Below are 25,636 nucleotides of genomic sequence, written 5' to 3'. Positions count from 1 at the left end.
GCCGACGTGGCCGGAGCAGTAAGGTCAGGCTAAGTTAGGCTCGCCTTACTGAAGTGGCGGCTGCGGTGCGCCTCGGCAGATATCTCGATGTCGAGATAACTCTAGTACATGGGGGCTGGCTGGTCATGTCCGACCGCCCCCCGAAGCGCTGCCGCGCTCCGGCAACGGCCCGCCACTGCCCCATCGGGCGACAATCCGCACCAATCGCCCACATCGCCACCGTCCCCTCATCGCCCCCGTTTTCGCTGGTCACTGACACCTCATCACCCGAACGGACCCCTCAACAGGCGCCATCTCATATCTGAGATAACCTCAGGCTCATGGCAGACGACTACCTCGTACGCATCGGCAAGCTCATCCGTGACGCCCGGCAACACCGCGGCTGGACACAGGCGCAGCTCGCGGAGGCGCTCGGCACCAGCCAGAGCGCGGTCAACCGCATCGAGCGCGGGAACCAGAACATCAGCCTTGAGATGATCGCCCGAATCGGTGAGGCCCTGGACAGCGAGATCGTGTCGCTGGGCTACGCGGGGCCGATGCATCTGCGGGTGGTCGGCGGCCGCCGGCTCTCCGGTGCCATCGACGTCAAGACGAGCAAGAACGCCTGCGTGGCCCTGCTGTGCGCCTCGCTGCTGAACAAGGGGCGCACGGTACTGCGCCGGGTGGCCCGGATCGAGGAGGTGTACCGCCTGCTGGAGGTGCTGGGCTCCATCGGCGTGCGCACCCGCTGGATCAACGACGGCGTCGACCTGGAACTCGTCCCGCCGGCCGAACTGGAGATGGCGGCGATCGACGCGGACGCCGCCGTGCGCACCCGCTCGATCATCATGTTCCTCGGCCCGCTGCTGCACCGGATGGACCGCTTCAAACTGCCGTACGCCGGCGGCTGCGACCTCGGCACGCGGACCATCGAGCCGCACATGATCGCGTTGCGCCGGTTCGGCCTGGACATCGCGGCCACCGAGGGCCAGTACCACGCGCAGGTGGACCGCGCGGTCCGCCCCGACCGCCCGATCGTGCTGACCGAGCGCGGCGACACGGTGACCGAGAACGCGCTGCTGGCCGCCGCCCGGCACGACGGCGTGACGGTCATCCGCAACGCCTCCTCCAACTACATGGTCCAGGACCTGTGCTTCTTCCTGGAGGCGCTGGGCGTGAAGGTGGAGGGCATCGGCACCACCACCCTCACCGTGCACGGCGTGCCGAACATCGACGTCGACGTCGACTACTCCCCCTCCGAGGACCCGGTCGAGGCGATGAGCCTGCTGGCCGCCGCCGTGGTGACGGAGTCGGAACTGACCGTGCGGCGCGTCCCCATCGAGTTCCTGGAGATCGAGCTGGCGGTCCTGGAGGAGATGGGTCTCGACCACGACCGGTCGCCCGAGTACTTCGCGGACAACGGCCGCACCCGGCTGGTCGACCTCACCGTGCGCCCCTCCAAGCTCGAGGCCCCGATCGACAAGATCCACCCCATGCCGTTCCCGGGCCTGAACATCGACAACGTCCCGTTCTTCGCGGCCATCGCGGCGGTGGCCTCCGGCCAGACCCTGATCCACGACTGGGTCTACGACAACCGCGCGATCTACCTGACCGACCTCAACCGCCTCGGCGGCCGCCTGCAGTTGCTCGACCCCCACCGCGTCCTGGTCGAGGGCCCCACCCGCTGGCGCGCCGCCGAGATGATGTGCCCGCCCGCCCTGCGCCCCGCCGTGGTCGTCCTCCTGGCCATGATGGCCGCCGAGGGCACGTCGGTCCTGCGCAACGTGTACGTCATCAACCGGGGTTACGAGGACCTGGCGGAACGGCTGAACTCGATCGGGGCACAGATCGAGATCTTCCGGGACATCTGAGCCAGGCGCCGGAACGACCCGGCGAGGGTCTCAGGCGGAGCCGGTCTCGAGGCGGTGGAGCCCCTGCACCGGGCCCCGCATGCCCGTCCACTCCTCCCACACCGTTCGGGGGCCCTCGTCGGTGAGGTAGGTGGCGAGGAGCCGGCCGTCGGGGGTGCGCAGGAGGCGCACCTGGTGGGCGGGGTCGTCGATGTGCCAGGTGGTGGAGTCGGTGGAGGTGGTGAGGGTGATGGTGAGGCCCTCCTGCGACGCGGTGGCCTGGGCGTTCAGCCGGCGGTCGCCGAGGAGGGCGACGTCGGTCGTGGCGGGGTCGGCCGGGCGTGACCGCTCCATGCGGAGCCAGCCGTCGGCGAAGTGGTCGCACCACAGTTCCCGGCTGCCGTCCGGGCGGACCAGGGCGGCCTCCAGCTCGCCCCAGACGTTGAGGGCCAGAGCGGCGCGGGTCGCCGGGCCGGTGCCGACCGGGCGGCGGTCGGGCAGGCCGTGCGGCGGGCCCGGCCAGGTCCACAGCTCCACCCGGCCCGGGAGCCCGACCAGCAGGCAGGGGTGGCCGTCGCGGTCGCGGGACGCCGCCAGGACCTCCGTCGGGGCCCCGGTCGGCGTCGACAGCGGCTCCGGCATCTGCTCCGGGCCCGGGTCCGATGCCGGTCGGGGCCGGTACAGGTGGACGCCCGAGGCGTGTCCTGCCCACAGCAGCGTGGACGCCCCGGGTGTGTTCAGGGCCACGACGCTGCGGACCTCCCAGGCCACCTCGCGCCAGCGGGCAGCCGTGCCCAGCCAGAGAGCGCCGCGTGTGTCGATCGCGGCGACGGCCGGGCCGTCACCGCCGAACGGGCCGGACAGGCAGGCGAGATCGCGTACGCCTCGCGGGGCGCCGGGGGCGACGGGCGGAGGGTGCCGGGAGTGACCGGGCGGGGCGTACCAGTGGATTCCGGAACGGCCGCCGGTCACCACCAGGGGGTGACCCACCCCCTGGGGCAGGGCGTCGAGGCAGGTGTGCGGGGCGTCCCGGTCGGCGGTCAGCAGGTCGCGCAGCTCCTCGGCCCAGGCGGTCAACGGGGCGGGGCGCCGGGCCGGGTCGGGGTCGAGGGCCCGGACCAGGCAGTCCGCGACCTCCGACGAGTAGCCGTGAGCGAGGAGTTGGCGGTGTGTCGTGCGGGCCGCGTCGTGGTCGCCGAGGCGGCCGAGGTGCGGCAGCAGCAGGGCGCGGGCCACGGCGCCCACCGAGAAACGGTCCCGGGCCGGGTCGGGGCGCCTGCTCGTGCGCTCCTCGACGGCCGGGGCGTAGCCGGGAGTGTGCGGGGTCTGGGTCAGGGTCCGCTCGAGCGGGGCCAGGAACGTGATGTCGATCAGCCGGACCTGTCCCTCGTCGGTGACCAGGACGTTGCCGCCGGAGATGTCCCGGTGGACGTAGCCGAGGTCGTGCAGCCGGTCGACGATCACGCACAACGCCCGCAGCACGCGGGCCCGTTCGACCGCGTCGGCCGGCGAGGCCCTGGCCCACAGATCGGCGGGCGTGCCGTCGTACCACGGGGAGAGCAGGTAGACGATCTCGGCGCCGGACGGCCGCTGGTGCGGCGGGCGCGGCACCGGGCCCACGAAGTAGTTGTACGGGGTGGCCAGGCCGGGTATGTCGAGTCCGATCCGCCGGTGCACGCTGTCGCCCCAGCGGTCCCGCCAGACAGCGCGCTGTTCCGGGGGCACTTCCTCCTCCGACGCCTTGAGGATCTTCAGGGCGATGTAGCTCTCGTCCCCGTCCCGCAGCCGTCGGGAGGCACGCCAGACCTCGCCCTCGCCGCCGGTGTGCAGATGACTGACGAGGGTGTACTCGTCGGGCCGCTCCGGGGGGCCGCACTGCCAGCCGGGTTCCCAGCGGGGCCGCTCCTGGCTCACTCCTCACCCCGGTAGCGGAACAGGGGTGTCGTGACCGAGGGCTGCTCCTCCGGTTCCGAGGCCGGCGGGGTGTGGCCCGCGGCGACGGGCTGGGCTGCCGGTGCGTAGGGGCCCGTGTCGGTGCGGTCGTAGCCGCCGTCCGGCGAGGCCGGGGTGGCAGCCGGCGGCGCGTCGTACCGGCCGTTCGCCCCGGTCGTGGGCGCCGTGGCCGTCGCCGGGCCACCGGGGGCGGCGGCCGGCGCGTCGGGCAGCGGCTCCAGCGCGCGCACCAGTGCGTCCATCGCCGCCGCGAGTTCCTGCACCCATGCGGCGCGGCGCCCGGTGTCCCAGGCCGGGCCCTGCCGGGCCTCGCCGAGCTGCTCGACCAGCGCGTCGAGGGTGTCCAGCGGCGCGGTGAGCGCCGGGGGGACCGAGGCGGGGCGAGCGGGGGCGAACGAGGCCAAGTCCCGTTCGAAGGTGCGGCTCGGCCGGGTGTGCAGGGTGACGACGGACCGGTTCACGGCCGTCATCACCCGGCCCTCCTGGAACAGGGGCCGGCCCAGCGCGCGCCGGGACTCGCGGTTGGCGACGCCTGTGGACTCCCTGAGGCGGTCGCCGAGGGTCCGGCCGTCCGCCCCGGGCTGGTGGGCGGGCCCGCCGGCCGCGCGCACGCGGCTCTGCTCGGCGAGCAGGCGCAACTCCTCGGCGAGCCTCGGGGGCAGCGCGGTCTCCGGACGGGGGCGCCGGCCCAGGGAGACCCGGCGGGTCATGCCCGCGCCGAGGCCGGAGAAGTAGCGGGCGAGCACGTCGAACCCGCCGATGGCCGCCTCGTCGCCGCCCCCGACCCGGACGAGCTGCTGGAGCAGTTCGTGGTTGGGCTCGAAGACCTCGCCGCCGCGGTTGCCGGCGGCGATCCACCGCCGGTACATCGCCATGGTGCTGACGCCCACGGCGTGCAGCCGCACCTTGGTGTTGAGGTGGAGGTGTTCCATCAGGCTGACGGGCTCCCGGTCGGCGAACACCACCTCGCCGACCCCGTCGTTGCCGCGGCGGGTCCAGTGCGCACCGTCGCTGACCAGGACGATGAGCCGCTCGTTGCCCGGCTTGCCGTGCAGGTAGAGGAGGTTGGCGGCCTCGTGGAGGGCGTTGCCGATGTCCGTGCCGGCGTCCTCCGGGCGCAGCAGCGCCACGGCGTTGCGGAACTCCTCCACTGCGGGCCCGGTGGTGCCGGCGTCGAGTTCGGCCATGCCGCCGGTCCGCGGGAAGACGTGCTCGACGGTGTGGGTGAACTTCAGCATCGCCAGCCGGGAGACGCGGCCGCTGATCCTCAGCCGCATCTCCAGCAGGTCGGTCAGGGCGCTGCGCAGGACGTCCATGCGCGGGCGGCCCCGGGTGCCGCCCCGGCCGAAGGAGCCGCCGTAGGCGCTGCCCTCGCTGTACTCGGGGATGTCGGGGACGCTCATCGAGCCGGAGCAGTCGGCGAGGATGACGATGTCGACCCCGTTGCGGGCGCTGGAGACGAACAGTTCCACGTCGGTGCGCTCGCCGATCTCCACGAGGACGCCGCGTCGGCCGCCCGCCTCGAGTGCCCTGACCCGGAAGGAGGCGGAGCCGGGGACGTCGATCCAGAGTTCGGTGTCCTGCGGCGGGATCCACACCAGCGTGCCCTGCAGGCCCGCTTCGCCGATCTCGCGGGCCAGCACGTCGAACGGCGCCTCCACGGAGGATTCCAGGGTCAGCGACTTCACCGGCTCGACCGGTACGGCGTCCAGCCGCCAGTCCCGGCCCTCGGTGTTCCCGTCCAGCCCGAGCCCGGCCGCCAGGTCCTCGTTGACCGCCACGACGCCGTCCGGGACCGCGTCGAGCGGAACGAGGCGTACGGCGGCGGAGACCGGCTCGCCGGCGGGGTTCGTCGTGAGCAGGGCGGGTACGCCGTCGGGTCCCGTGTGCGCGGGCAGACTGGCCGCCGGGACACCGATGCGCTGTCCGGTCAGCGGTCCCTCGGCGGGCACGAGGTGGAGCCGGTGGCGGTCGGGGCCGGGCATCGGCAGGCTCATCGGGACGTCCTCCTCCGGCCGTGCACGTCGACCATCACACCGAGGATTTCGGAGTACTTGTCCACGCGGGACCGCTGTCTGCCCTTGAACGCGCCGATCAGGTGCTCGGGCAGACGCACCCACAGGCCACCGCCGAACTTCGGCGGACGCGGGGGTTTGTACTCGCCGAGGGACAGGGCGGACGCGATCTCGGCTCCGAAGCGGGCGTCCTGTTCCCGTACGAGCGCACGGAGCCGTTCGAGCAGCCGCTCGCCCTGCTCCACGTTGATCATCAGCTCCTCGAGCTGGCGGTCCCAGTCGGTCCCGGCCCGCTCCACGGCGCGCAGCGCGGGCGAGGGGGCCATGGAGCGCAGCCGGTTGTGCAGCCCGGTGAGGCGGGCCCGGATCGAGGGGTAGTCGGCCGAGAGGTCGGTGTGCCCGGCGGTGCGCAGGTTGTGTCCGAAGGCGGCGAGGGACGGCATGCGCTGGCCACGACGGCGGCCGGCGGTGCCGCAGATCTGCCAGAGGATCTCGTCGGGGGTCAGGGAGCGCACCCGGTGGTGTTCCTGGCACAGGCCGATGCCGACGCGCTCGTACCCGAAGACCTGCCAGCGGCGGGCGTGCCGGGTGCAGGCGGAGCGGCCGCAGGCACGCCCGGCGGGGTCGAGCCAGTCGCAGTGCGCGGTGCCCACGGCGGTGCAGCCGGGCTGCTCGCAGACGGGGAAGGCGCGCCGGTAGCAGTCCGGGCAGTAGTCGGTGTCGGGGTCCTGCGGGTGCCGCTTGCGGTGCTCGGCGCACCAGGCCACGGTGGCCCTGCAGTCACGGCCGGCGCACCAGAACACGGCGGCGCGGCCGCAGCCGTGGCACGCGGGCCGGTGGTCGGGACAGGAGGGGACCAGCGCTCCGTCGAGGACCACGGCGTGCTCGACGCAGATCCGGTCGGGGCGCCCGGCGTCGGCGCAGCCGCGGCAGCGGAAGGAGCCGTAGCCGGACCGGTTGCCGCGCTCGCACACGGCGCACCGGTAGACCAGTGCGGCGCGCTGGCGTACGGCGGCGATGGCGAAGTGCGTGTCCGGGCCGGGCTGTCCCAGCCGGGAGTCGACACGCACGATCTCCACCGTGATGCGCCCGGCGTCGGACTCCCACACGTGGACGGCACCGGCGGCGAGCGGCTTGGCGTGGAGAGCGGGTTCCAGTTGCTGCCAGAGGCCGACGAGGGCCTCCTGGCCGTCGGTCGGGGTGGGCCAGTGGCGCAGGTCGAGGACGACGTCCACCTGGCTGTCGGGAGTGAAGGTCGCTGCTGTGGTCACGTGTCACTCATTCCGCTGCGTGGCGAGCCGGGTCCTTGTCCACCCGAGCCTCCGGGGTCCCACCCGCGCCGGCCGTCGGTGGAGCCGCGCCGGCCGTCCCGGCCGGAGGAGCCGAGCTGAGGGTCCCGGAAGGGGGCGCCATCGCTGCCGGGACCGCGCCGGGAGCCACGGCCGGAACCACCGCCGTCACGCCGGCCGTCACGAGCCGGGGCACCCCCGCCGTCGGAGCCACGCCGGGCGTCACGCCCGGAACCACCACCCTCACCGGAACCCCGCCGGCCGTCACCAGCCGGGGCACCCCCGCCGTCGGAGCCACGCCGGGCGCCACGACCGGAAGCACCACCCTCACCGAAGCCCCGCCGGCCGTCGCGACCGGAAGCACCGCCCTCACCGGAGCCCCGCCGGCCGTCACCAGCCGGGGCACCCCCGCCCTCGGAGCCACGCCGGGCGCCACGACCGGAACCACCACCCTCCTCGAAGCCCCGCCGGCCATCGCGACCGGAAGCACCACCCTCACCGAAGGCCCGCCGGCCGTCGCGGCCGGGAGCACCGCCCGCACCCGGGTCGTCGCTGGGGCGTGGGGTGCGGTCCTGGTCGTTTCGGGAGCGGTGGGGGTTGCCCCGCTGGGGGCGGCCGGAGCGGTCCGGTCGGGCCGAGCGCCTGCCGGTGCCGCCGGCACCCCGGGCGCGGTCGGAGCCGCCCTGAGGAGCCTTCCCGCCGGGCTTCCCACCGGGCTTGTCGCCGTTCTTGCCGTTCTTGCCGTTCTGGCGGCGGCCGCCGGAGGCGGAGCGGCGGCTCTCCTCGGACCGCGCCAGGCGGCGGGTCCAGGAGCCGAGCAGCAGCTCGACGCGGCCGGGGGCGTCCCGGCGGAGCGAGTCGAGGAGCAGGCCGCCCGGGCGGGAGTCGAAGAGCAACAGCTCGGCGGTGGCGGCGAGTTCGTGGGGACCGCGGCGCGCGGCCGCCGTCAGGAGGTCCTGGCTGCGACTCGGCGGGAGCCCGGTGTCGGGCCCCTCGACGGGCACCAGCAGCGGGACGAGTTCCTCGGGGCTCGCCTCCAGCCGGCCGAGCGGCAGCAGCAGTTCGTCGAGGAGCCGGCGCACACTCTCCCGGGCCGGGACGGTCTCCGTCGCCTTCGCCCCGCGGTCGCCCTCGGGCAGGAACCGGGCCCTCAGCCCCTGGGTGACGGCACGGGCCCGGTTCTTCTCCAGGGTGGCCTGCGGAATGTTGCCCTCCCGGTTGCCCGCCCGCACCTTGCGGCGGGCGTACAGCGCGAGGGCCGCCAGCAGCACCGCCTGCGCACGCAGGTCGGTCACGGAGAGCTGGGCGTCGATGCAGCGGACGAGGACGGCGGCGGGACGCGTGCCCGACTCGGGCACGGGGGCGACGTCCATGCGCGTCAGGTCGGCGATTCCGTCGCGGCGCCGGATGTCGGCGCGGACGTGTTCCAGGTGCCGGGGGTCGGCGGAGGCGAGGTAGCGCGTGGTGAGGTGCTCGCGGGAGTCCGTCAGCCAGCGGGACCCCACCCGGTCCGGCTGCGGCCCGACCGCGCCCCGGCCGCAGAGCGCGATGAGGGCGGGGCTGTACCGGCGCAGGAGGTTGACGAGGACTTCCTGTTCCGCCGCGTCGGTGACGTACAGGGTGTGCAGGTCGCCCGCGGCGGGCGGCGAGGAGGGGCCGAGCGAGACGCCCGGGGCGTGCAGGATTCCGCCGAGCCGCTGGGCGGCATCGGCCAGCGCCCGTAACTGGGCCAGCAGATACCCGCAGGCCTCGTCGCGTGCGGCGGGCGTGCCGAGCCAGAGACCCTCCAGGGTCACCCGTAAGAGGCCCGGCCCGCGCGGGTCCGCCTCGGTACGGGCGGCAAGGCCCGGCGGCGGCGCGGGCGGCCATGCGGAGGCCACCACCTCCTGGGCGTCCGCGCCCGTCACGGCCAGCGTCTTGGTGAAGGACTGGCGGGCCGCCCCCACCACAGTCAGGCTTACCAGCACCTGGTCACGATATCCGAGTCCGGTGAGCCGTGAGGAGTGTTCATACGTCAAACACCCCTGCGGTGACTGGAGTCGACAGGCCTCTGTCACATCAGCTCGGTGGCGGCCGCGGCCGTCCCCGATGCCGGAGGCAGCCCGCGCTCCCCGGGGAAGTGCAGCCGGCCGGACAGCCTGAGCCGCACCGACCCGGCGAGCACGAGTGCGTCGTCGGAGCCGATGACCGTCTCCTCGCCGGGGACCAGTTCCCGGGTCCGGCCGCCCTTCCCGCAGGGCTCGAGGACGGTGCCGTTGCTGGAGCCGAGGTCGGTGACGGCGAGGCGGCCCCCCTTGCCGGCGCCGTGGAGGCCGGACAGCGACAGCAGGAGGTGCTTGCGGCTGATGCGGCCGGTGGCCGCCGGGTGGGGCAGGTCGGGGGCGGCGAGGCTCACCCCGTGCGGCAGGGCGCCCCGGCCGACGAGCACGGACGTCTCCGTGGCGAGCGGGAAGCGCAGGATCTCCGCGTCCGTCGACGCCTCGGACACCACCACCACGCGCACCGGGGGCCGCGAACCCCGCGCCTGGAGGCGTGCGCCGCAGGACGGGCACCGTGCGCTGCCGTCGCGGCGGGCGATGGCCGGCCAGAGCAGCAGGCGGTCGGGCCAGAGCATCGCCTGGTAGCACGAGGCCGACACGCAGCGCCAGTCCTGTTCCAGGACGCGGGCGTGGGCGTCGCGCCGCGGGTTGATGCCGCTGCCGTGGACGAGTTCCTTCTCCTCCTCCGCACGCGACTTGCGCTGCTCGGGCACCTCGCGGACGCCGCTGCGCACGAAGCGGAGGCCGTCCGGCCCCTGGCGCCAGGCGAGGAAGCGCGCGGACGCGGACGGGATCCACGGATGGGCGCGCCGGAGGTCGATGAACTGGTCCCTGCTGATCACGTACAGCTCGGAGTCCCGGGCGAGGGAGAGGAGTTCGGGGTCGGCCGTGGGCGCGAACCTCAACTCCCCGGCCCGCGCCAGGGCGTCCAGGCGCGGCCGTTCCCCGACGGGGAGTTGCCGGCGCAGGGAGTCGTCGGCGATGAGCGTCAGCCGGGCGCCGGGGCCCCGGCTGCGGCGCCAGGCGTCGCGGAGCAGGTCGAGGCGGCCGAGGAGGGGGCGTTTCACACCGAGCGGGTCGATCTCGGGCGACCAGCAGACGTTGGACACGTCGACGACGGCTCCGGGCTCGCTGGGCGGCACGCGCGGCTCCTTTGCGTCAAACCCCGGCAGGGGGACGAGAACCGCTCGGCGTCAGGCCCGCCGTGCTCCCCCTGGGCAAGGTCGTACAGGAGGCGTGACGGCCGCGCAACCCGGCGGGGTGGGCCGGCGGACTTGCCGATGCAAGCTGCCGTTCGCCGCGCTCGCGGCCGTGCTGGCGCTGCTGTGGACCCGGGTCCTGCGCCCCCGCCTGCCGCACCGCCGGCAGCCGGCCCCGGCGCCGATGACCGCGACGGGCCCCCTGCCCCATGCGCGCCCCGTACCGTCTCCCTTACGGAACGGCGGGCGGGCGGCCGTCAGGCTGCCGGGGCCGGGACGACGGGGGCGCGCCACGGGATGCGGGTGGCGGTCAGGGTGACGATCAGGGCCGAGGCGGCCACCGTGGCCATGCCCAGGGTCAGGCCGCCGGCGCCCGCGACGAAGCCGATCAGGGCGGGGCCGGCCAGCAGTCCCGTCGTACCCATCGCGGCGACCAGCGACAGCGCGTCCGAACCGCGCTCGGCGGCGGCGACGTACACGCACGGCGTCACGGCGGCCGCTCCCAGTCCGACGCAGGCGAAGCCCAGCAGGGTGGCCGGTACTCCGCCGGCGGCCAGGGCGAGGGCGAGGCCGAGGCCGGCCACGGCGCTGCCGATGCGCACGACGCGCCCGTCGCCCCAGCGGGCGCGCCAGCCGTCGGCGCGGACGCGGGCCAGCAGCATCATGACCGAGACGACCGCGATGCCCAGCGGCGCCACCGTGGCGGAGGCCTTGACGGCGTCCCTCAGGTAGAGCGTGGACCAGTCGTTCATGGCGCCCTCGGTGATGGTGCCGAACGCCATGGCGCACCCCATCAGCAGGGTCTTCCCGGACGGCGGGGTCAGCCGCGCCCGCTTCGTGGGCGGGTCCGCGGGCCCGGGTTCCCGGTGCGGCAGCAGACCCCGGCGGGCGTGGGCGAGCAGGCCGAGCAGGAGCACGGCGGCCACCGCGAAGTGGGCCGGCACGGAGGCGGTGACGGCGGTGACGCCGGAGGCCAGGAGGGCGGCGGCGAGCAGTCCGGCGCTGAAGGTCGCGTGGAGCCGGGACATGGCGGTACGGCCGTACGCCCGCTCCAGTGCGGCGCCCTGCGCGTTCATGGCGACGTTCAGACAGCCCACGGCGACGCCGTCCGCGCACAGGACCAGCAGGGCCAGCGGATAGTCGGGCACCACCGCCAGCGCGGCCAGGAGTGCGGTCAGGCACAGGGCGGCGGCGAGCGACAGACGGCGGGAGCCGAGTCGCCGCATCAGCACGGCGACGAGCGGGAACGAGGCCGCCGCGCCGGCGCCGCAGGCCATCAGCAGCAGACCGAGTTCGCCGGCGCCGAGGTCCAGCCTGGCCTTCAGCGCGGGCAGTCGGGCGGCCCAGGTGGCGTACTGCAGGCCGAGGAAGCAGAACAGCGCCGCGATCGCCCCCTGGGCGCGGCGGAATCCGGCGGGGTCGGGGGTCGTCATCGTCAGCCCGCCTTCCGGCGCGCGGCCACCGGGGCCGACATGTAGACGGCGCCCGGGCCGTAGGCGGACGGCAACCGGGCCTCGCGGTGCGCCCGGTAGCCGTTGGCCCGCCAGAAGGGCTCCTTGCCGGCGACCGCGATCAGCGAGGTCGTCCGGAAGCCGCGCATGCCGGCCGCGTCCCGCAGGTGCCGTGCCAGTGCGCTGCCCAGGCCCCGGCGGCGCAGGGGCGCGTCGACGACGAGGTCGTGCAGGTGGAGGTTGGCCGAGTGGGGGGCCGTCGGCTCGGGCCGGGTCAGGTCCGGGTAGCGGTACATGGGGTACGGCAGGGCGAGGACGTAGCCCGCGACGCGGCCGCCGAGGTCGAGGACGAAGCAGGTGCCCGCCGCGGCCCGGGTGCGCAGCGCGGCCTCGCCCTCCGCCAGCCCGGTGCCCGCGTAGGCTCCGGCCTCCAGAGCGGCGACCCGGGGCCAGTCGGCCTCGGTGAGGGCGCGTACGAGGCCTGTCATGTCAGTGGTCTCCTTCGGGGGCGCGGACGCACACGCAGGGCAGCGGGCGGATGCCGTTGAAGCCCCGGGTGGTGTAGCTGGTGGCGTAGGCGCCGGCGGACAGGATCCAGACCGGGTCGCCGGAGGCGGCGGCGCGCGGGACGGGCAGCGGGTGCCGGCCGCCGCCGTAGGCGTCGTCGCTGTCGCAGGTCGGGCCGGCGACGACCGCGGGGACGTACCCCCCGAGGTCCGGATGGCCGGGGAAGACCAGTCGGTGGGTCACCTGGTCCATTTCGTAGAGGCCGTTGAAGCGGCCCACGCTCAGGTAGAGCCAGCGGGCGTGCGTCCCGTCCGGCTGTGCCCGCAGGGTGAGCCGGCCGACGTGGGCGCGGACGGCGCCGTGGTCGGCGACCAGGTGGCGGCCCGGTTCCATGACGAAGGCGAGCGGGGCGGTGGTGAGGCCGCTCAGGTGCTCCATGCCCTCGCGGATCACGGTGAGGATCTTGTCGAGGGGCGGGTCGAGGGGGTGGCCGTGGCGGTCCAGGTAGCCGAGCGCGGGCAGGCCGCCGCCGAGGTTCACGTGGTCCGGTACGATCCCCAGCCCGCCCAGCGCCGTCAGGGCCTCGGCGAGCGAGTCGAGTGCCTGCCGCCAGGCTTCGCCGGTCATCTGCTGGGAGCCGACGTGGACGGACAGGCCGGCCGGGGTGAGGCCGCGGGCGCGGGCGGTGGCGAGGACGCGGACGGCGTCCCCGGCCGAGCAGCCGAACTTGCGGTTCAGGCCCCACAGGGCGCCGTCCCCGCTGGTGGCGAGCCGGCAGAACACGCGGGCGCCGGGGGCGTGCCGGGCGAGGGCGGTGACGTCCTGGAGGCTGTCGGTGGCGAAGGTGCGCACGCCCAGCCGGTGGGCCTCGGCGATGTCCGCGTCCGACTTGACGGTGTTGCCGTAGTGGACGCGGTCCGCGGGCACGCCCGTGCGCAGCGCCTGCCGGATCTCGGCGGGGCTCGCCGCGTCGAAGCCGGCGCCCCGGTCGGCGAGGCAGCGCAGCACCTCGTCGACGGGGCAGGCCTTCAGCGCGAAGCGGACCCGTACGCCGGGCAGTTCGGCGGTGAGCCGGTCGTACTGGGATTCGATGCCGGTGAGGTCGTAGACGATGCGGTCGGTTCCGGCGGCGGCGAGCGCGCCGGCCAGAGGGGTGCCGAGGGGGCCGCTCATGGGCGGGCCGCCTCGATCAGCGCGGGCCATGCCTCCGCCAGGTCGGCATGGGCCTCGATGTCGGCCGGGGCCTCGTGCAGCAACCGGTCGCGCTCCGCGCCGAGTTCGTCCGCGAACGCGGCGTATCTGCCGCCCAGTTTGCGGTAGGCCGTGTCCACGCGGTCCAGGCGCCAGAGGTTCTCGGTGCGGTCCAGGCCGCTGCTCTCGCGCAGGAACTCCACGACCCGTTCGGTCCGCACCTGCCGGCGGTCGTTCAGCAGCCGGTCGCCCTCGGCCGCCATCCGGTCGTACACGTCGTGGAGGTAGAGCATCGACAGCAGGAACTTCACGAACCGGCGCTGGTAGGCCGGGAAGCCGGTGTCGGTGCGGCGTTCGGGGGTGTGGAAGTTCTCTATGTGGCGGTTGTGCAGGATGCCGGGCAGGCCGGCGTCGTGGACCAGGTGGAGCAGGAAGTAGTCGCTGCCGATGGTGTCGGTGGCGGGCGGCAAGGGCATCCGTTCGTAGACCGCGCGGTCGAAGGCGATGTTGCACATGTCGACGCGCAGGGGGTCGACCCGGGTGAGGAGCGCGCGGTCGCCGGTGAACGGGGTCGTGCCGGCGCCGGTGAAGGACTCCTCGACCAGTGCGCGTCTGCGGTCCTCGGGCCAGTCGCCCGGCGCCCAGAGGCCGGCCACGTCGTGGTAGACGCCTTCGTCCAGGCGCCGTATCTCGCCGATGTCGACGGAGAGTTCGCCGATGAAGGAGGCACCGGCCAGGGACACCGGGCGGTCCAGCAGCGCGGGGGCGAGGTCGGCGCGCAGGCCTCCGCCGGCGGCCTCGGCGGCGGTCCTGCCGAGCCAGGGCAGTTCGTGGTGGACGGGGAACACCGGTGCACCGTCGTGGAGTTGGTAGGTGCTGTCGGAGTCCCTGCGGTGGACGGAGGAGCAGCCGAGGGCGGTGGCGAGCAGGAAGGCGCGGTTGGTGCAGGCGCCGTAGGAGACGGCCGGCGGGAGCATCAGGTGCAGGAGCCGCTCGGGGGCGGGCAGTCCGGCGCGCTCGATGGTGCGGCGCAGGAAGGCCTGTTGGGCGGTCTCGTCGAGGTGGTGGACGGTGACGCCGGGTGCCGGGGGCAGTGCGGCGACGGTCCGGGCGTGTCCGGCGCGGGTGCGGTCGTCGGAGGAGTCGAGGATCAGGAGCTGGACGTCGGCGCCGAAGCGGCTCGCGGCGTGGGCGGCCTCCGCGTGGATCGCGGTGAGGGTGGCGGCGCAGGCCCGGTTGGTGGGCAGGCACAGGCAGATGCGGTTCACTGTGCCCCTTCCGGGGCGGTGGTCCAGGGATCCAGGCCGAGCAGTCGTCTGCCGAGGGGGTTGAGCGTGGCCGGCCCGTAGCGGTCGGCCTCCGGCTCGCGGGCGTCGCCCAGGAGGGTGCCGTTCCAGGTGGGGGTGGCGAGCGTGCGCCAGGAGTCGACGCGGGAGTCGCGCAGCGCCGTGTGCTCCTCCAGGGCGGGCATCATCGACAGGTACTGCACGGCCCGGACGCCGCTCGCGGAGAGGTTCGGGGCGACGCCGTGGGCCAGCAGCCCGTTGAAGATGAGCAGGTCGCCGGCTTGGAGGTCGGGGCGTACCACGGGGAACTCGGCGTGGTCGATCGCGGGCCGGACCGGGTCGCGGCCGGCCGGCTGGGCGACGCGCCACTGCTCGAAGCGGCGGAACAGCTCGGGGGCGCACTGGAAGCCGCCGAGTTCGGGCCGGGTGTCGGTGAGGGCGAGGATGCCCTGGACGCGCTGCGGGAGCACGGCCAGGGTGGTGTCGACGTCCCAGTGCAGCTCGATGTCGAAGCCCTCGTCGGAGGGGTCGATCAGGGAGCGGGAACGGGTGCGGACGTTGGGCGGGTTGAGGTTGAGCCGGTCCAGGGTGACCCACAGCTCCGCGCAGTCCCACACGTCGGCGAAGGCGTCGTACACGCGTCGGCTCTGGCGGCTGTCCCACAGCAGTTGGTGGTGGTAGGCCTCCACGAAGCCGTAGATGTACAGGTGCCGGTCGAGTTCGGAGCGGAACTCCGGCTCCTCGTACCAGGTGTCGGGGCGGTCGGGGTCGAGGCCGGTGAAGTCCCAGGCGAACTCCAGCAGGCTCTTGGCCTCGCCGGGGGTGACGGCCTCGCGGAGGACGACGTGGCCGTAGGTCTGCCAGTGGGCGAAGTCCTCCTCGGACAGCACCCGCAGGGGCCGGGTCTTCTCCAGGTCGCGCAGCGGGGTCGGGGCGAGGTAGGTCTCGCCGTCGGCGCTGAAGTAGGGGCGGGCGGAGGCCGCTCGGTGGAGGTAGGGGGCGGTCTGGTGCATGCCGTCACTTCCGTGGTGGTCGAACGGTGGCGCCCCCTCAAGCTGGACTAGACCAATTGCGGGTGTCAACGACTACCGGGCGGTACCCCTCGGGAAATGCCGGTCGACTGCCGCCCGGATGCCGGTCGTCGGGCAACGCGAAGGCCGGCACCGAGTGCTCCGGTGCCGGCCTTCGCGTGCGCGCGGTTCAGCCCGCGACGACGGCCTCCGCCGCCGCCACGCCGCAGACGCGGGCGGCGCCGTGGGTGGCGATGTGCAGGGCGCCGCGCGGCGGGGCCTGCGGGACGCCCATCTCGACGACCACGGTGTCCGGGCGGGCAGCGAGCAGGGTGTCCAGGGCGGCGCCCATCCAGGCGTGCCGGTGCTCGTCGCGGACCACGGCGACGATCCGCCGGCCGTCGGCGGCCGCGAGGGCGTCCCGGCCCGCGTCGGGGCCGCTGAAGGTGCCGGCCGTGGTGCCGGGCAGCAGCCGCGTCAGCTCGGCGGCCGGGCCCCAGGGGGTCTCGTCGCCGACGGCGATGTTCGGCGCCGGGCTGAACCGGGCCACGTGGACCGGCTCCGTGAGCGGCGCTCGGACCCCGGCCCGGGTCACGGTCAGCGCGCGGCGGGCCGCGACCAGGCCGATCTCCGGCTCCGGTACGGCGCCCCCGGCGCCGCTTCGCGCCCCGGTGGTCCAGCGCGCCAGCTGCCGCACCCGGGCGGCGGCGTCGGCCAGGCGCTCCTCGGGCAGCTCGCCGGAGCGCACGGCGGCCACCAGTGCGTCCCGCAGGCTGAGCACGGTGGCCTCGTCGCACAGGCCGCCGCCCACGCAGATCGCGTCGGCGCCCGCGGCGATCGCGAGGACGACGCCGTGCTCCAGGCCGTAGGTGGCGGAGATCGCGCGCATCTCCATGCCGTCGGTCACGATCAGGCCCTGGTAGCCGAGCTCACCGCGCAGCAGGTCGGTGAGGACGCGGCGGGAGAGGGTGCCTGGGCGGTCCGGGTCGAGGGCGGGGACCAGGATGTGCGCGCTCATGACGGCCCGGGTGCCGGCCGCGATGGCGGCGCGGAACGGCGGCAGTTCGCGCGCGTGGAGGGTGTCGGCGTCGACGTCGATGCGCGGCACGGCGTGGTGGGAGTCGACGTTGGTGTCGCCGTGACCCGGGAAGTGCTTGGTGCACGCGGCGACACCGGTGGACTGCAGCCCCTCGACCCAGGCGGCGGTGTGCCGGGCGACCAGGGCGGGGTCGGCGCCGAAGGCGCGCACGCCGATGACGGGGTTGTCGGGGTTGGCGTTGACGTCGGCGGAGGGCGCCCAGTCGAAGTTGACGCCGCACGCCGCCAGGCGCCGGCCCAGCTCGCGGGCCACGCCCCGGGTGAGGCCGGGGTCGTCGACGGCGCCGAGGGCGTGGTTGCCGGGGAAGGACGAGCCGGTGCGCACGTCCAGCCGGGTGACGTCGCCGCTCTCCTCGTCGATGGCCACCAGCAGATCGTCCCGCTCGGCGCGCAACTCGGCGGTCAGGGCGGTGACCTGCTCCTCGCTGACGACGTTGCGGCCGAACAGGGCGACGGAGGCGAGACCCTCGCCGACACGGCGGCGCACCCAGTCCGGCGCGGTGGTGCCGTCGAACCCCGGCTGCAGCACCGCGAGGGCGTCGCGGGTGAGGGTGTCTGCGCCCGTGGCAAGTGTGGTCATCGGCGGTGTCATCCCTTCACGGCGCCGTCGGTCAGCCCGCTGACAGCCTTGCGTTGCAGGAAGATGAAGAGGATCAGGATGGGCAGCGCGAACAGGGACGAGGCGGCCATCGTGGCACCCCAGTCGTCGCCGAAGGCGGTCTGGAACTGCGACAGCCACAGCGGCAGGGTCTGCTTCTCGATGTCCTTGTTGAGGATCAGGACCAGCGGGAACTCGTTCCAGGCGGTGATGAACCCGAACAGCGAGGTGGCCATCAGGCCGGGCGCCAGCAGCGGGAAGATCACCTTGGCGAAGGCCTGGGGGCGGGTGCAGCCGTCGACCATCGCGGACTCCTCCAGCTCCTTGGGCACGGCGGCCACATAGCCGCGCAGCGTCAGGATGGTCAGCGGCAGCACCATGATCGCGTAGAAGACGGTGAGCGGGACCAGGCTGTCGAGCATGTCGTTGTCGCGGACCAGCATGTAGATGGCGATGACCATGACCTCCCAGGGCGCCATCTGCGCCAGCATGAAGGTCACGATGAAGCCGCGCCGGCCCTTGAACCGCATCCGTGCCAGCGCGAAGGCGGCGAACAGGGCGATGACGAGCGACAGCAGCACCGCGCTGACCGTGACGGTGACGGAGTTGGCGACCAGGGTCCAGAAGTGGTCGGCGTGCACGGCCTTGCCGAAGTGGCCGAAGGTGACGTGGGCCGGGAACCACACCGGGTTCTCGGAGATGATGTCGCCGGTCGGTTTGAGGGCCGTGGCGAACATCCAGTAGACGGGGAACGCGAAGCCGACGAAGAGGACGAGGGCGGTCGCGTTGGGCCAGATACGGCCGAAGACGGAGCGCTTCACAGCTCGTCCTCCTCTTGCTTGAGCACCATGCGCAGGTAGTACGAGGTGATGACGAGCAGCACCAGGATCGTCAGGAAGGAGATCGCCGCACCCACGCCGAAGTGCTGGTTGCCGACGCCCTCGACGAAGGCGTAGATCGGCAGCGTCTCGGTGAGGTGGTCGGGGCCGCCCTCGTTCAGGGCGAAGATCTGCGGGAACGCCTTGAACACCCAGATGACCTCGAGGAACGTCGTGGCGTACAGGAAGGGCCGCAGGAACGGGAAGGTGACCGAGGTGAAGCTCTTCCAGGCACCGGCGCCGTCGAGCGACGCGGCCTCGTACAGCTCCCGGGGGATCGTGGTGGTGGCGGCGTACAGGTTGATCGCCACGAACGGGATCGACTGCCAGACGATCAGCAGGGTGATCACGGAGAAGGTGGAGAACTGGGAGCCGAACCAGTTGTAGTCGGCCATGGAGTGCCACCCGAGCTTGTCCAGGACCCAGTTGACGACACCGAAGCGCTGGGCGAACAGCCACTGGTAGACGGTGGTCGCCGCGATGACGGGCATGGCCCAGGCGAGGACGAGGCCCAGCATGAGCAGCAGCCGCATCTTCCGGCCGAGGCGGGCCAGCAGCAGGCCGATCAGGGTGCCGGACAGCATGATCAGGACGACGTTGGCGGCGGTGAAGATTACCGAGCGCTCGACGACGTGCCAGAAGTCCGAACCGCTGAGGACTTCGCGGTAGTTGTCGATGCCGTTCCACTCGGTGAGGTGCTGGATGAGCTGCCGGGGGTTGAGGTTCTGGAACGACAGCATGCCGTTCTTCACCAGCGGCCAGCCGAGCAGGACCAGGGTGGCCAGCAGCGCGGGCAGCAGGAGCAGATAGGGAGCGGCGGCGGCGCGGCGGGCGGGCGAGGGTCCGGGCCCGCGGTCCTCACCCCTCGGCGGCGCCGGCACCCGGGCCTTGTGGACAGCGGGCTCCCCGGCCGTGTCCGTGCCTTCGGTCTGCACTGACATGAGTTGCCATCTCTTCCGTGGCGGTACCGGCCGTAGGGGCCGTACGAACGACTGAGCCGGGGGCGTCCGCCGACGCCCCCGGCGCGGGTCATCAGTTCTTTTGGGCCAGGCGCTTGTTGATCTCGCCCTCGACCTGCTTGGCGGCGGCCGCCGGGGACTTACCGTTCAGCACGGCGGTCATGTAGGACTTGATCGGGTTGGGGGTGTTCTCCACCGCCGCCCACTCGGGGATCAGCGGGGTGGTGCCACCCGCCGCGGCGCCCGGAGCGGCGGCCTCGGCGACGGCGTTGCCCTTGAGGTTGGTCTCCAGGGACTGCTTGTTCGGGATGACGCCGTTGAGCTTGGCCAGCTCGCCCTCGTACTGGTCGGACAGGGCGATCTTCAGGAACTCCTTGGCCAGGGACTGCTTCTTGCTGCCCTGGGCGACGGCCAGGTTGGAGCCGCCGAGGAAGACGCCCTCGGGCTTGTCGGCGGTGGCACCCGGGATGGTGAAGTAGCCGAGGTCCTTCTCGATGGCCTTGTTGGCCTGGACGGCGGTGCCGGCCTCCCAGCCCATGCCGATGAACGCGCCGGTTTTGCCCTTGGCGAAGACCTGGGCCTGCTGCGGGGTGGCCTCGTCCTTGTCCTTGGGCGCCTTGGAGTAGGAGGCGTACTTCTTGTAGATCTCCATGGCCGCGGACACCTTGGGGTCGGCCAGGTTGGAGACGTACTTGCCGCCCTGCTTCTTCACCAGGTCGGCGCCCTGGCCGATGGTCAGGCCGTCGAAGAAGTACCAGTTCTGGCCGGGCAGGTAGAGCGGCTCGGCGTCGGTCTTCTTGCCGATGGCGTCCAGGTCCTTGAAGAACTCGTCCCGGGTCTTCGGGGTGCCCTTGATGCCGGCCTTGGCCCAGATCTTCTTGTTGTAGATGACGACGCGGTTGGCGAAGTACCACGGGGCGGCGTACTGCTTGCCGTCGTAGACGGAGGACTGGGAGACCGACGGGGTCCAGTCCGAGCCGATCTGCTGCTTGAGGTCGCTCAGTTCGGCGAGGCCGCCGGTGGCGGCGTAGGCCGGGGTCTGGGTGTTGCCGACCTCGAGGACGTCCGGCGGGTTGTCCTCGGAGAGGGCGGTGGTGATCTTCTGCTGGATCCCGTCCCACTTCTGCGTCTCGAACTTCAGCTTGGCGCCGGTCTTCTTCTCGAACGCCGCCTTGACGTCCTTCGTCCACTGGGGCGGCGCCGAGCCGTCCATCGTCCAGACGGTGAGCGTCTGGCCCTTCCAGCTGTCCGGTCCCGCGTCCTTGCCGCTGTCGTCGTCGTTCCCGCCACACGCCGAGACGGAGACCATCATGCCCGCGATCACGATCGCGGCCGCAAGCTTGCGCTTCACGCCACCCTCCTCAGGGATGCCACCAACCCCCCACGCCCTCGCGGTGACCTGCGTACGACGCTGTTGCACGTAGGGCTCGGGACCGGCCACTAATGGTGTAGACCAGTAGGGTGGAGCTTGGCCTAGACCTTTTGGAGTGTCAAGGGTGGTTCGGCAAGGCGCCGCGGCCGTTACGAGAAAGTCACCGGAGGGGATCCATCCCCTTTTTCGGGCGCCCCGCCCGCCGCACCACCCGTCGCGCCTACTGGACTAGACCTCCCGCAGGGGTTGGACTAGACCATAGGACGGTGGGTCGCTATAACGGGAGGCCCACCCCACAGCCGGGAAGGCAGGCATGGCCACCGACGTCAGCAGCGCCCAGCACCCCGCGGGGGTGCCCGGTCGCACCGCGCGCGTGCCGAAGTACTACCGGATCAAGCAGCAGGTGCTGGAGATGGCGCAGGCGTTGCAGCCCGGCTCGGCCATGCCCGCCGAGCGCCTGCTCGCCGTCCGGCTCGGCACCTCGCGCACCACCGTCCGGCAGGCGCTGCAGGAGCTGGTGGGCGAGGGCCGGCTCGACCGCATCCAGGGCAAGGGCACCTTCGTCGCCCAGCCCAAGCTGTACCGGACCCTCCAACTGACCTCCCACACCGAGGACATGCGCGCCCAGGGCCTCACGCCCGCCTCGCAGGTGCTGGACATCGGCGAGATCCCGGCGGACGCCGATCTGTCCGGGCTGCTGGGCATCGCGGCCGGGGAGCGGGTGCTGCGCATCGAGCGGCTGCGGCTGGCCGGCGGCGACCCGATGGCGATCGAGACGACCCATCTGTCGGTACGGCGCTTTCCGGGGCTGCGCCGGTCGCTCGCGACGTACCCGTCGCTGTACACGGCCCTCGCCGAGGTGTACGGCGTCCATCTCGCGGAGGCCGACGAGACCATCGAGACCTGTCTGTCGACCCCGCGCGAGGCCCAGCTCCTCGCCACCGACGTGGGCCTGCCGATGCTGCTGCTGTCCCGGCACTCCCGGGACGCCGAGGGCACGCCGGTGGAGTGGGTGCGCTCGGTGTACCGGGGCTCGCGCTACAAGTTCGTCGCGGCCCTGCGCCGGCCGGACGCCGGTACACGCGCGGTGCCCGGCCGGGAGAACGGGTGACGGTGCACCGGCACCACCCGTCCGGGCCGCCGCCGAGTCTCGCCGCCGCGCTGGTGCGGGCCCGGGAGGCGGCCTGTCTGACCCAGGACGAGCTGGCCGTGCGCTCGGGGCTGAGCGTGCGGGCCATACGGAACCTGGAGACCGGCCACACCGCCCGGCCCCGCCGGCAGTCGCTCGTGCTGCTGGCCGAGGCGCTCGGGCTGGAACCGGCCGAGGTGCGGGGGCTGTTACGGCTGCCCGGGGCACTCCGGTCACCGGTGCGGAGCGGGCATGCGCCCGGTCCCGCCGTGCCGGCCGAGCTTCCCCCGGCGCCCCGGCACCGGCTCGTCGGCCGGGAGGCGCCGGCCGCCGGTCTGGCGGCGCACCTGCCCGGCAGGGGCGGGCCGGCGGTCGTCGTGGGCCCCCCGGGCGCCGGGAAGACCGCCCTGGTCCTGCGCACCGCCCACACCGTGCGGGACCGGTTCCCGGACGGCCAGGTCTTCGTCGACCTGCACCCCGCCTCCGGCCTGCCCTTCACCTCGGACCAACTGGTCGGCCGCGTGCTGCGCTCCCTCGGCCGGGCGCCCGGCGCCGAGGACCCGGAGGAGGCGCGGGCCCGGCTGCGGGACGCGCTGAGCGGACGTCGGGTGCTGGTGGTCCTCGACAACGTCACCACCGAGGCGCAGGTGCGTCCGCTGCTGGTGGACGGCGGGCGCAGCGCCGTCCTGGTCGCCGCCCGCCGTGAACTGTCCGCCTTGCCCGGGCAGTTGTGCTGCAGGATCGGCACGCTCGGCCCGGCGGAGGCCGGCCGGCTGCTGGAGGACCTGGTGGGCACGGCCCGGGTACGGGCGGATCGGGCGGCCGCGCGGGACATCACACGGCTGTGCGACAGGCTGCCGCTCGCCCTGCACCTCGCGGGACTGTGGCTGACGGCCCGCCCGCACCGGCCGCTGCGCGACCTGGCGGACCGGCTGGCGGACGAGCGGCACCGGCTGGACACACTGTCCGTCGGGGACCTGTCCCTGCGGGCGAGCGTCGCCGCGTACCACCGGCCCCTGCCGCCCCCGCTGAGGACGTCGCTCCGGCACCTGCGGGAGGTGGAAGGCGACTTCGGGGTGGCGGAGATGCAGGCCCGGGTGACGCCGTCCCGGCGGCTCGCCGAGGACCTGCTCGAGGACCTGCTGCACCGCCAACTCATCGAGACCGGCGCCGGGCAGGCGCGCTACCGGCTCCACGACGCGGTGCGCCTGTACCTGAGGGACGGCGCCTGACCGAAGGCGCGCGGTCCCGCACCGGGTCGGGCCCGGTGACCTGCGGCTGCGACCGGCTCGAGCGGCGGCCGAGTCGGCCCGGGTAAGCAGTCTGTCAGCCCCCGGTCAGCCCGTCCTGCCCCGCTCGACGGGCCGCGGCCTTCGGCGAGCGGCCGCGTCGGCTGTGCACCTGACGTTGCTTCACTTTCGTACCACAGGGGGAGACATGAGGTCCCAGGTCGAGGAACTGGCCGGCATCCGCGCCCGCGTGCTCGCCGGACCCGGTGAGCGGGCGACCGCCGCCCAGAAGGCCAAGGGCAAGCTCACCGTGCGGGAGCGGATCGCGCTGCTGCTGGACGAGGGGTCCTTCCACGAGGTCGAGCCGCTGCGCCGGCACCGGGCGACCGGGTTCGGGCTGGAGGCGAAGCGGCCCTACACCGACGGGGTGGTCACCGGCTGGGGCACGGTGGAGGGCCGCACGGTCTTCGTCTACGCCCATGACTTCCGGATCTTCGGCGGCGCCCTCGGCGAGGCCCACGCCACCAAGATCCACAAGATCATGGACATGGCCATCGCGGCCGGTGCCCCGCTGGTCTCCCTCAACGACGGCGCCGGGGCGCGCATCCAGGAGGGGGTGACCGCGCTGGCCGGCTACGGCGGCATCTTCCGCCGCAACACCGCCGCGTCCGGGGTCATCCCGCAGATCAGCGTGATGCTGGGCCCGTGCGCGGGCGGCGCGGCCTACTCGCCGGCGCTGACCGACTTCGTCTTCATGGTCCGCGAGACCTCGCAGATGTTCATCACGGGCCCGGACGTGGTCAGGGCGGTGACCGGCGAGGAGATCACCCAGAACGGGCTCGGCGGCGCCGACGTGCACGCCGAGACCTCCGGCGTCTGCCACTTCGCCTACGACGACGAGGAGAGCTGCCTGGAGGAGGTGCGCTACCTGCTCTCGCTGCTGCCCCGCAACAACCGCGAGACCCCGCCCGCGGTGCCCTGCGCCGACCCGGCGGACCGCCGCTGCGAGGCGCTGGCCGACCTGGTGCCGGTCGACGGCAACCGGCCGTACGACATGGCCAAGGTCATCGAGGAGATCGTCGACGACGGCGAGTACCTGGAGGTGCACCAGCGCTGGGCCCGCAACATCATCTGCGCCCTGGCCCGGCTGGACGGGCAGGTCGTCGGGATCGTCGCCAACCAGCCGCAGACCCTGGCCGGCGTCCTGGACATCGAGGCGTCCGAGAAGGCGGCCCGCTTCGTGCAGATGTGCGACGCGTTCAGCATCCCGATCGTCACCCTGCTCGACGTGCCCGGCTTCCTGCCGGGCGTCGGGCAGGAGCACGGCGGCATCATCCGCCACGGCGCGAAGCTGCTCTACGCCTACTGCAACGCGACCGTGCCGCGCATCTCGCTGATCCTGCGCAAGGCCTACGGCGGCGCCTACATCGTCATGGACTCCCAGTCGATCGGCGCCGACCTCACCTACGCCTGGCCGACGAACGAGATCGCCGTGATGGGCGCGGAAGGCGCCGCGAACGTCATCTTCCGCCGGCAGATCGCCGAGGCCGACGATCCCGAGGCCCGGCGGGCGGAGCTGGTCAAGGAGTACAAGGCCGAGCTGATGCACCCCTACTACGCCGCCGAGCGCGGCCTGGTGGACGACGTCATCGACCCGGCCGACACCCGGCGCGTCCTCATCGGCGCGCTGACGATGCTGCGCACCAAGCACGCCGAGCGACCCGCACGCAAGCACGGCAATCCCCCTCAGTGACGGAGGTCCCCATGTCGGTATCCCCCACGTCCCCCACGTCCCCCACGTCCCCCAAGTCCCCCACGTCCCCCGCATCCCCCACTCCCCCCATCCGCGTCGAGAAGGGGGAGGCCACCGAGGAGGAGCTGGCCGCCCTCGCGGTGCTGCTGCTCAGCCGCAGCGCCCAGGCCGGTCCCGGCACCGAGCCCGGCTCCCCCGGCACCGCGTCCTGGCGCCCGCACCCCTTCCACGCCCCGCACAGCTGGCAGCACGTCTGAGGAGGGCCGCCGCGCGCCGGGCGGGTGGGCGCTCGGGGGCCGGCCCGCCCGGCACGGCAGGGCTCACTTCTTGACGAGCTTGACGTCCTGCTCCTTGACGACGTGGAAGTGGGGCAGCAGCAACAGCAGGCCGCTGGAGCGCAGTTCGGTGACGGTGGCCTGCACATGGGCCTTGCCGGCCTTGAGCGGGTTCGGCGCGAGCATGCTGGAGTTCTCCCAGTGGTGCGTGGCGCCGTCGCACACGGCCTCGGTCCCGCCGATGCCGTAGACGACGCTGCGGTCGCCCTGGCTGAGGGAGGAGCTGACGAACACGGGTCCGCTGCTGCCGGTGCAGCGGTAGGTGCCGGAGAGGGTGATGGTGCCGTCCTTCGCGATGCGGCCCTGGGCGTCGACGGTCACCGTCTCGGACGGGGCGGCGCCGGAGGGGGCGGCGCCGGCCGGGCCGGCGGCGGCGCACAGCAGGGCGACGGCGCCGAGGGCGGCGGCAAGGGCGGGGCGTGCTGACATGGAGTGCCTCCCGGTATGCGTGGAGCTGGGCTTCCACTGGTACCGGGCCGCGATCCCCGGGCGCGTGACCGTCACCCCATCGGTGGC

Annotated in this window: 20 protein-coding genes; 5 read left to right on the top strand and 15 right to left on the bottom strand. The window is 73.5% G+C overall.

Annotation, left to right across the window (positions count from 1 at the left end):
* The first annotated feature begins 320 nt into the window (after positions 1 to 320).
* Positions 321 to 1,850 (top strand): helix-turn-helix domain-containing protein, encoded by a 1,530-nt coding sequence (locus ACZ404_RS11810; RefSeq protein WP_468438574.1) that lies wholly within the window; start codon positions 321 to 323, stop codon positions 1,848 to 1,850.
* A 30-nt stretch (positions 1,851 to 1,880) separates the two neighbouring features.
* On the opposite strand, the gene ACZ404_RS11805 is transcribed toward ACZ404_RS11810, so the two are convergent.
* The 14 genes from ACZ404_RS11805 to ACZ404_RS11740 all read right to left on the bottom strand — a co-directional run bounded on the left by ACZ404_RS11805 (position 1,881) and on the right by ACZ404_RS11740 (position 20,653).
* Complete coding sequence (locus tag ACZ404_RS11805; protein ID WP_468438572.1) at positions 1,881 to 3,743, bottom strand: serine/threonine protein kinase; 1,863 nt, start codon at positions 3,741 to 3,743, stop codon at positions 1,881 to 1,883.
* Positions 3,740 to 5,779 (bottom strand): vWA domain-containing protein, encoded by a 2,040-nt coding sequence (locus ACZ404_RS11800; RefSeq protein WP_468438570.1) that lies wholly within the window; start codon positions 5,777 to 5,779, stop codon positions 3,740 to 3,742. The genes ACZ404_RS11805 and ACZ404_RS11800 overlap by 4 nt, the downstream gene beginning before the upstream one ends.
* Positions 5,776 to 7,068, bottom strand: a complete 1,293-nt coding sequence (locus tag ACZ404_RS11795; protein ID WP_468438568.1) for a hypothetical protein — start codon at positions 7,066 to 7,068, stop codon at positions 5,776 to 5,778. The genes ACZ404_RS11800 and ACZ404_RS11795 overlap by 4 nt, the downstream gene beginning before the upstream one ends.
* The gene (locus ACZ404_RS11790; protein WP_468438566.1) at positions 7,065 to 9,053 is read right to left on the bottom strand and encodes a hypothetical protein; all 1,989 of its coding nucleotides are present in this window, start codon (positions 9,051 to 9,053) and stop codon (positions 7,065 to 7,067) included. Before ACZ404_RS11790 ends, ACZ404_RS11795 begins: the two co-directional genes overlap by 4 nt.
* Before the next feature lie 86 nt (positions 9,054 to 9,139).
* A complete protein-coding gene (locus tag ACZ404_RS11785; protein WP_468438564.1) occupies positions 9,140 to 10,267 on the bottom strand; it encodes a hypothetical protein in 1,128 nt (375 codons plus the stop codon).
* 314 nt (positions 10,268 to 10,581) lie between these two features.
* The gene (locus tag ACZ404_RS11780) at positions 10,582 to 11,757 is read right to left on the bottom strand and encodes an MFS transporter (protein WP_468438562.1); all 1,176 of its coding nucleotides are present in this window, start codon (positions 11,755 to 11,757) and stop codon (positions 10,582 to 10,584) included.
* Between the two features lie 2 nt (positions 11,758 to 11,759).
* Positions 11,760 to 12,263, bottom strand: coding sequence for a GNAT family N-acetyltransferase (locus ACZ404_RS11775; RefSeq protein ID WP_468438560.1), 504 nt, complete (start codon positions 12,261 to 12,263; stop codon positions 11,760 to 11,762).
* A 1-nt stretch (position 12,264) separates the two neighbouring features.
* The gene (locus ACZ404_RS11770; protein ID WP_468438558.1) at positions 12,265 to 13,455 is read right to left on the bottom strand and encodes a type III PLP-dependent enzyme; all 1,191 of its coding nucleotides are present in this window, start codon (positions 13,453 to 13,455) and stop codon (positions 12,265 to 12,267) included.
* On the bottom strand, positions 13,452 to 14,741 hold the full coding sequence (locus ACZ404_RS11765; protein WP_468438556.1) for a DUF6271 family protein: 1,290 nt from the start codon (positions 14,739 to 14,741) through the stop codon (positions 13,452 to 13,454). The genes ACZ404_RS11770 and ACZ404_RS11765 overlap by 4 nt, the downstream gene beginning before the upstream one ends.
* Positions 14,738 to 15,772 carry a phytanoyl-CoA dioxygenase family protein gene (locus ACZ404_RS11760; protein WP_468438554.1) on the bottom strand — a complete coding sequence of 345 codons (1,035 nt, stop codon included), beginning with the start codon at positions 15,770 to 15,772 and terminating at the stop codon, positions 14,738 to 14,740. The genes ACZ404_RS11765 and ACZ404_RS11760 overlap by 4 nt, the downstream gene beginning before the upstream one ends.
* A 187-nt stretch (positions 15,773 to 15,959) precedes the next feature.
* Positions 15,960 to 17,447: a glycoside hydrolase family 3 protein gene (locus ACZ404_RS11755; RefSeq protein ID WP_468438552.1), complete on the bottom strand. Its 1,488-nt coding sequence runs from the start codon at positions 17,445 to 17,447 to the stop codon at positions 15,960 to 15,962.
* Between the two features lie 8 nt (positions 17,448 to 17,455).
* Entirely contained in the window at positions 17,456 to 18,286 is an 831-nt protein-coding gene (locus ACZ404_RS11750) for a carbohydrate ABC transporter permease (RefSeq protein WP_468438550.1), read from the bottom strand.
* A complete protein-coding gene (locus ACZ404_RS11745) occupies positions 18,283 to 19,284 on the bottom strand; it encodes a carbohydrate ABC transporter permease (RefSeq protein ID WP_468438548.1) in 1,002 nt (333 codons plus the stop codon). Before ACZ404_RS11745 ends, ACZ404_RS11750 begins: the two co-directional genes overlap by 4 nt.
* Before the next feature lie 91 nt (positions 19,285 to 19,375).
* Positions 19,376 to 20,653 (bottom strand): extracellular solute-binding protein, encoded by a 1,278-nt coding sequence (locus tag ACZ404_RS11740; protein WP_468438546.1) that lies wholly within the window; start codon positions 20,651 to 20,653, stop codon positions 19,376 to 19,378.
* A 334-nt stretch (positions 20,654 to 20,987) separates the two neighbouring features.
* Between ACZ404_RS11740 and ACZ404_RS11735 the strand changes: the two genes are divergently transcribed.
* The 4 genes from ACZ404_RS11735 to ACZ404_RS11720 all read left to right on the top strand — a co-directional run bounded on the left by ACZ404_RS11735 (position 20,988) and on the right by ACZ404_RS11720 (position 25,042).
* Positions 20,988 to 21,785 carry a GntR family transcriptional regulator gene (locus tag ACZ404_RS11735; protein WP_468438544.1) on the top strand — a complete coding sequence of 266 codons (798 nt, stop codon included), beginning with the start codon at positions 20,988 to 20,990 and terminating at the stop codon, positions 21,783 to 21,785.
* Positions 21,782 to 23,035: an AAA family ATPase gene (locus tag ACZ404_RS11730; RefSeq protein WP_468438543.1), complete on the top strand. Its 1,254-nt coding sequence runs from the start codon at positions 21,782 to 21,784 to the stop codon at positions 23,033 to 23,035. Before ACZ404_RS11735 ends, ACZ404_RS11730 begins: the two co-directional genes overlap by 4 nt.
* Positions 23,036 to 23,240: 205 nt before the next feature.
* Entirely contained in the window at positions 23,241 to 24,785 is a 1,545-nt protein-coding gene (locus ACZ404_RS11725; RefSeq protein ID WP_468438541.1) for an acyl-CoA carboxylase subunit beta, read from the top strand.
* Between the two features lie 11 nt (positions 24,786 to 24,796).
* Positions 24,797 to 25,042 carry an acyl-CoA carboxylase epsilon subunit gene (locus tag ACZ404_RS11720; RefSeq protein WP_468438539.1) on the top strand — a complete coding sequence of 82 codons (246 nt, stop codon included), beginning with the start codon at positions 24,797 to 24,799 and terminating at the stop codon, positions 25,040 to 25,042.
* A gap of 63 nt (positions 25,043 to 25,105) precedes the next feature.
* Here ACZ404_RS11720 and ACZ404_RS11715 read toward each other — a convergent pair whose 3' ends face one another.
* The gene (locus ACZ404_RS11715; RefSeq protein WP_468438537.1) at positions 25,106 to 25,549 is read right to left on the bottom strand and encodes a DUF6299 family protein; all 444 of its coding nucleotides are present in this window, start codon (positions 25,547 to 25,549) and stop codon (positions 25,106 to 25,108) included.
* Between the last annotated feature and the right edge of the window lie 87 nt (positions 25,550 to 25,636).

The sequence above is a fragment of the Streptomyces sp. NPDC030798 genome (assembly GCF_055572275.1).
This window is presented reverse-complemented; position numbering and strand designations above follow the sequence as displayed.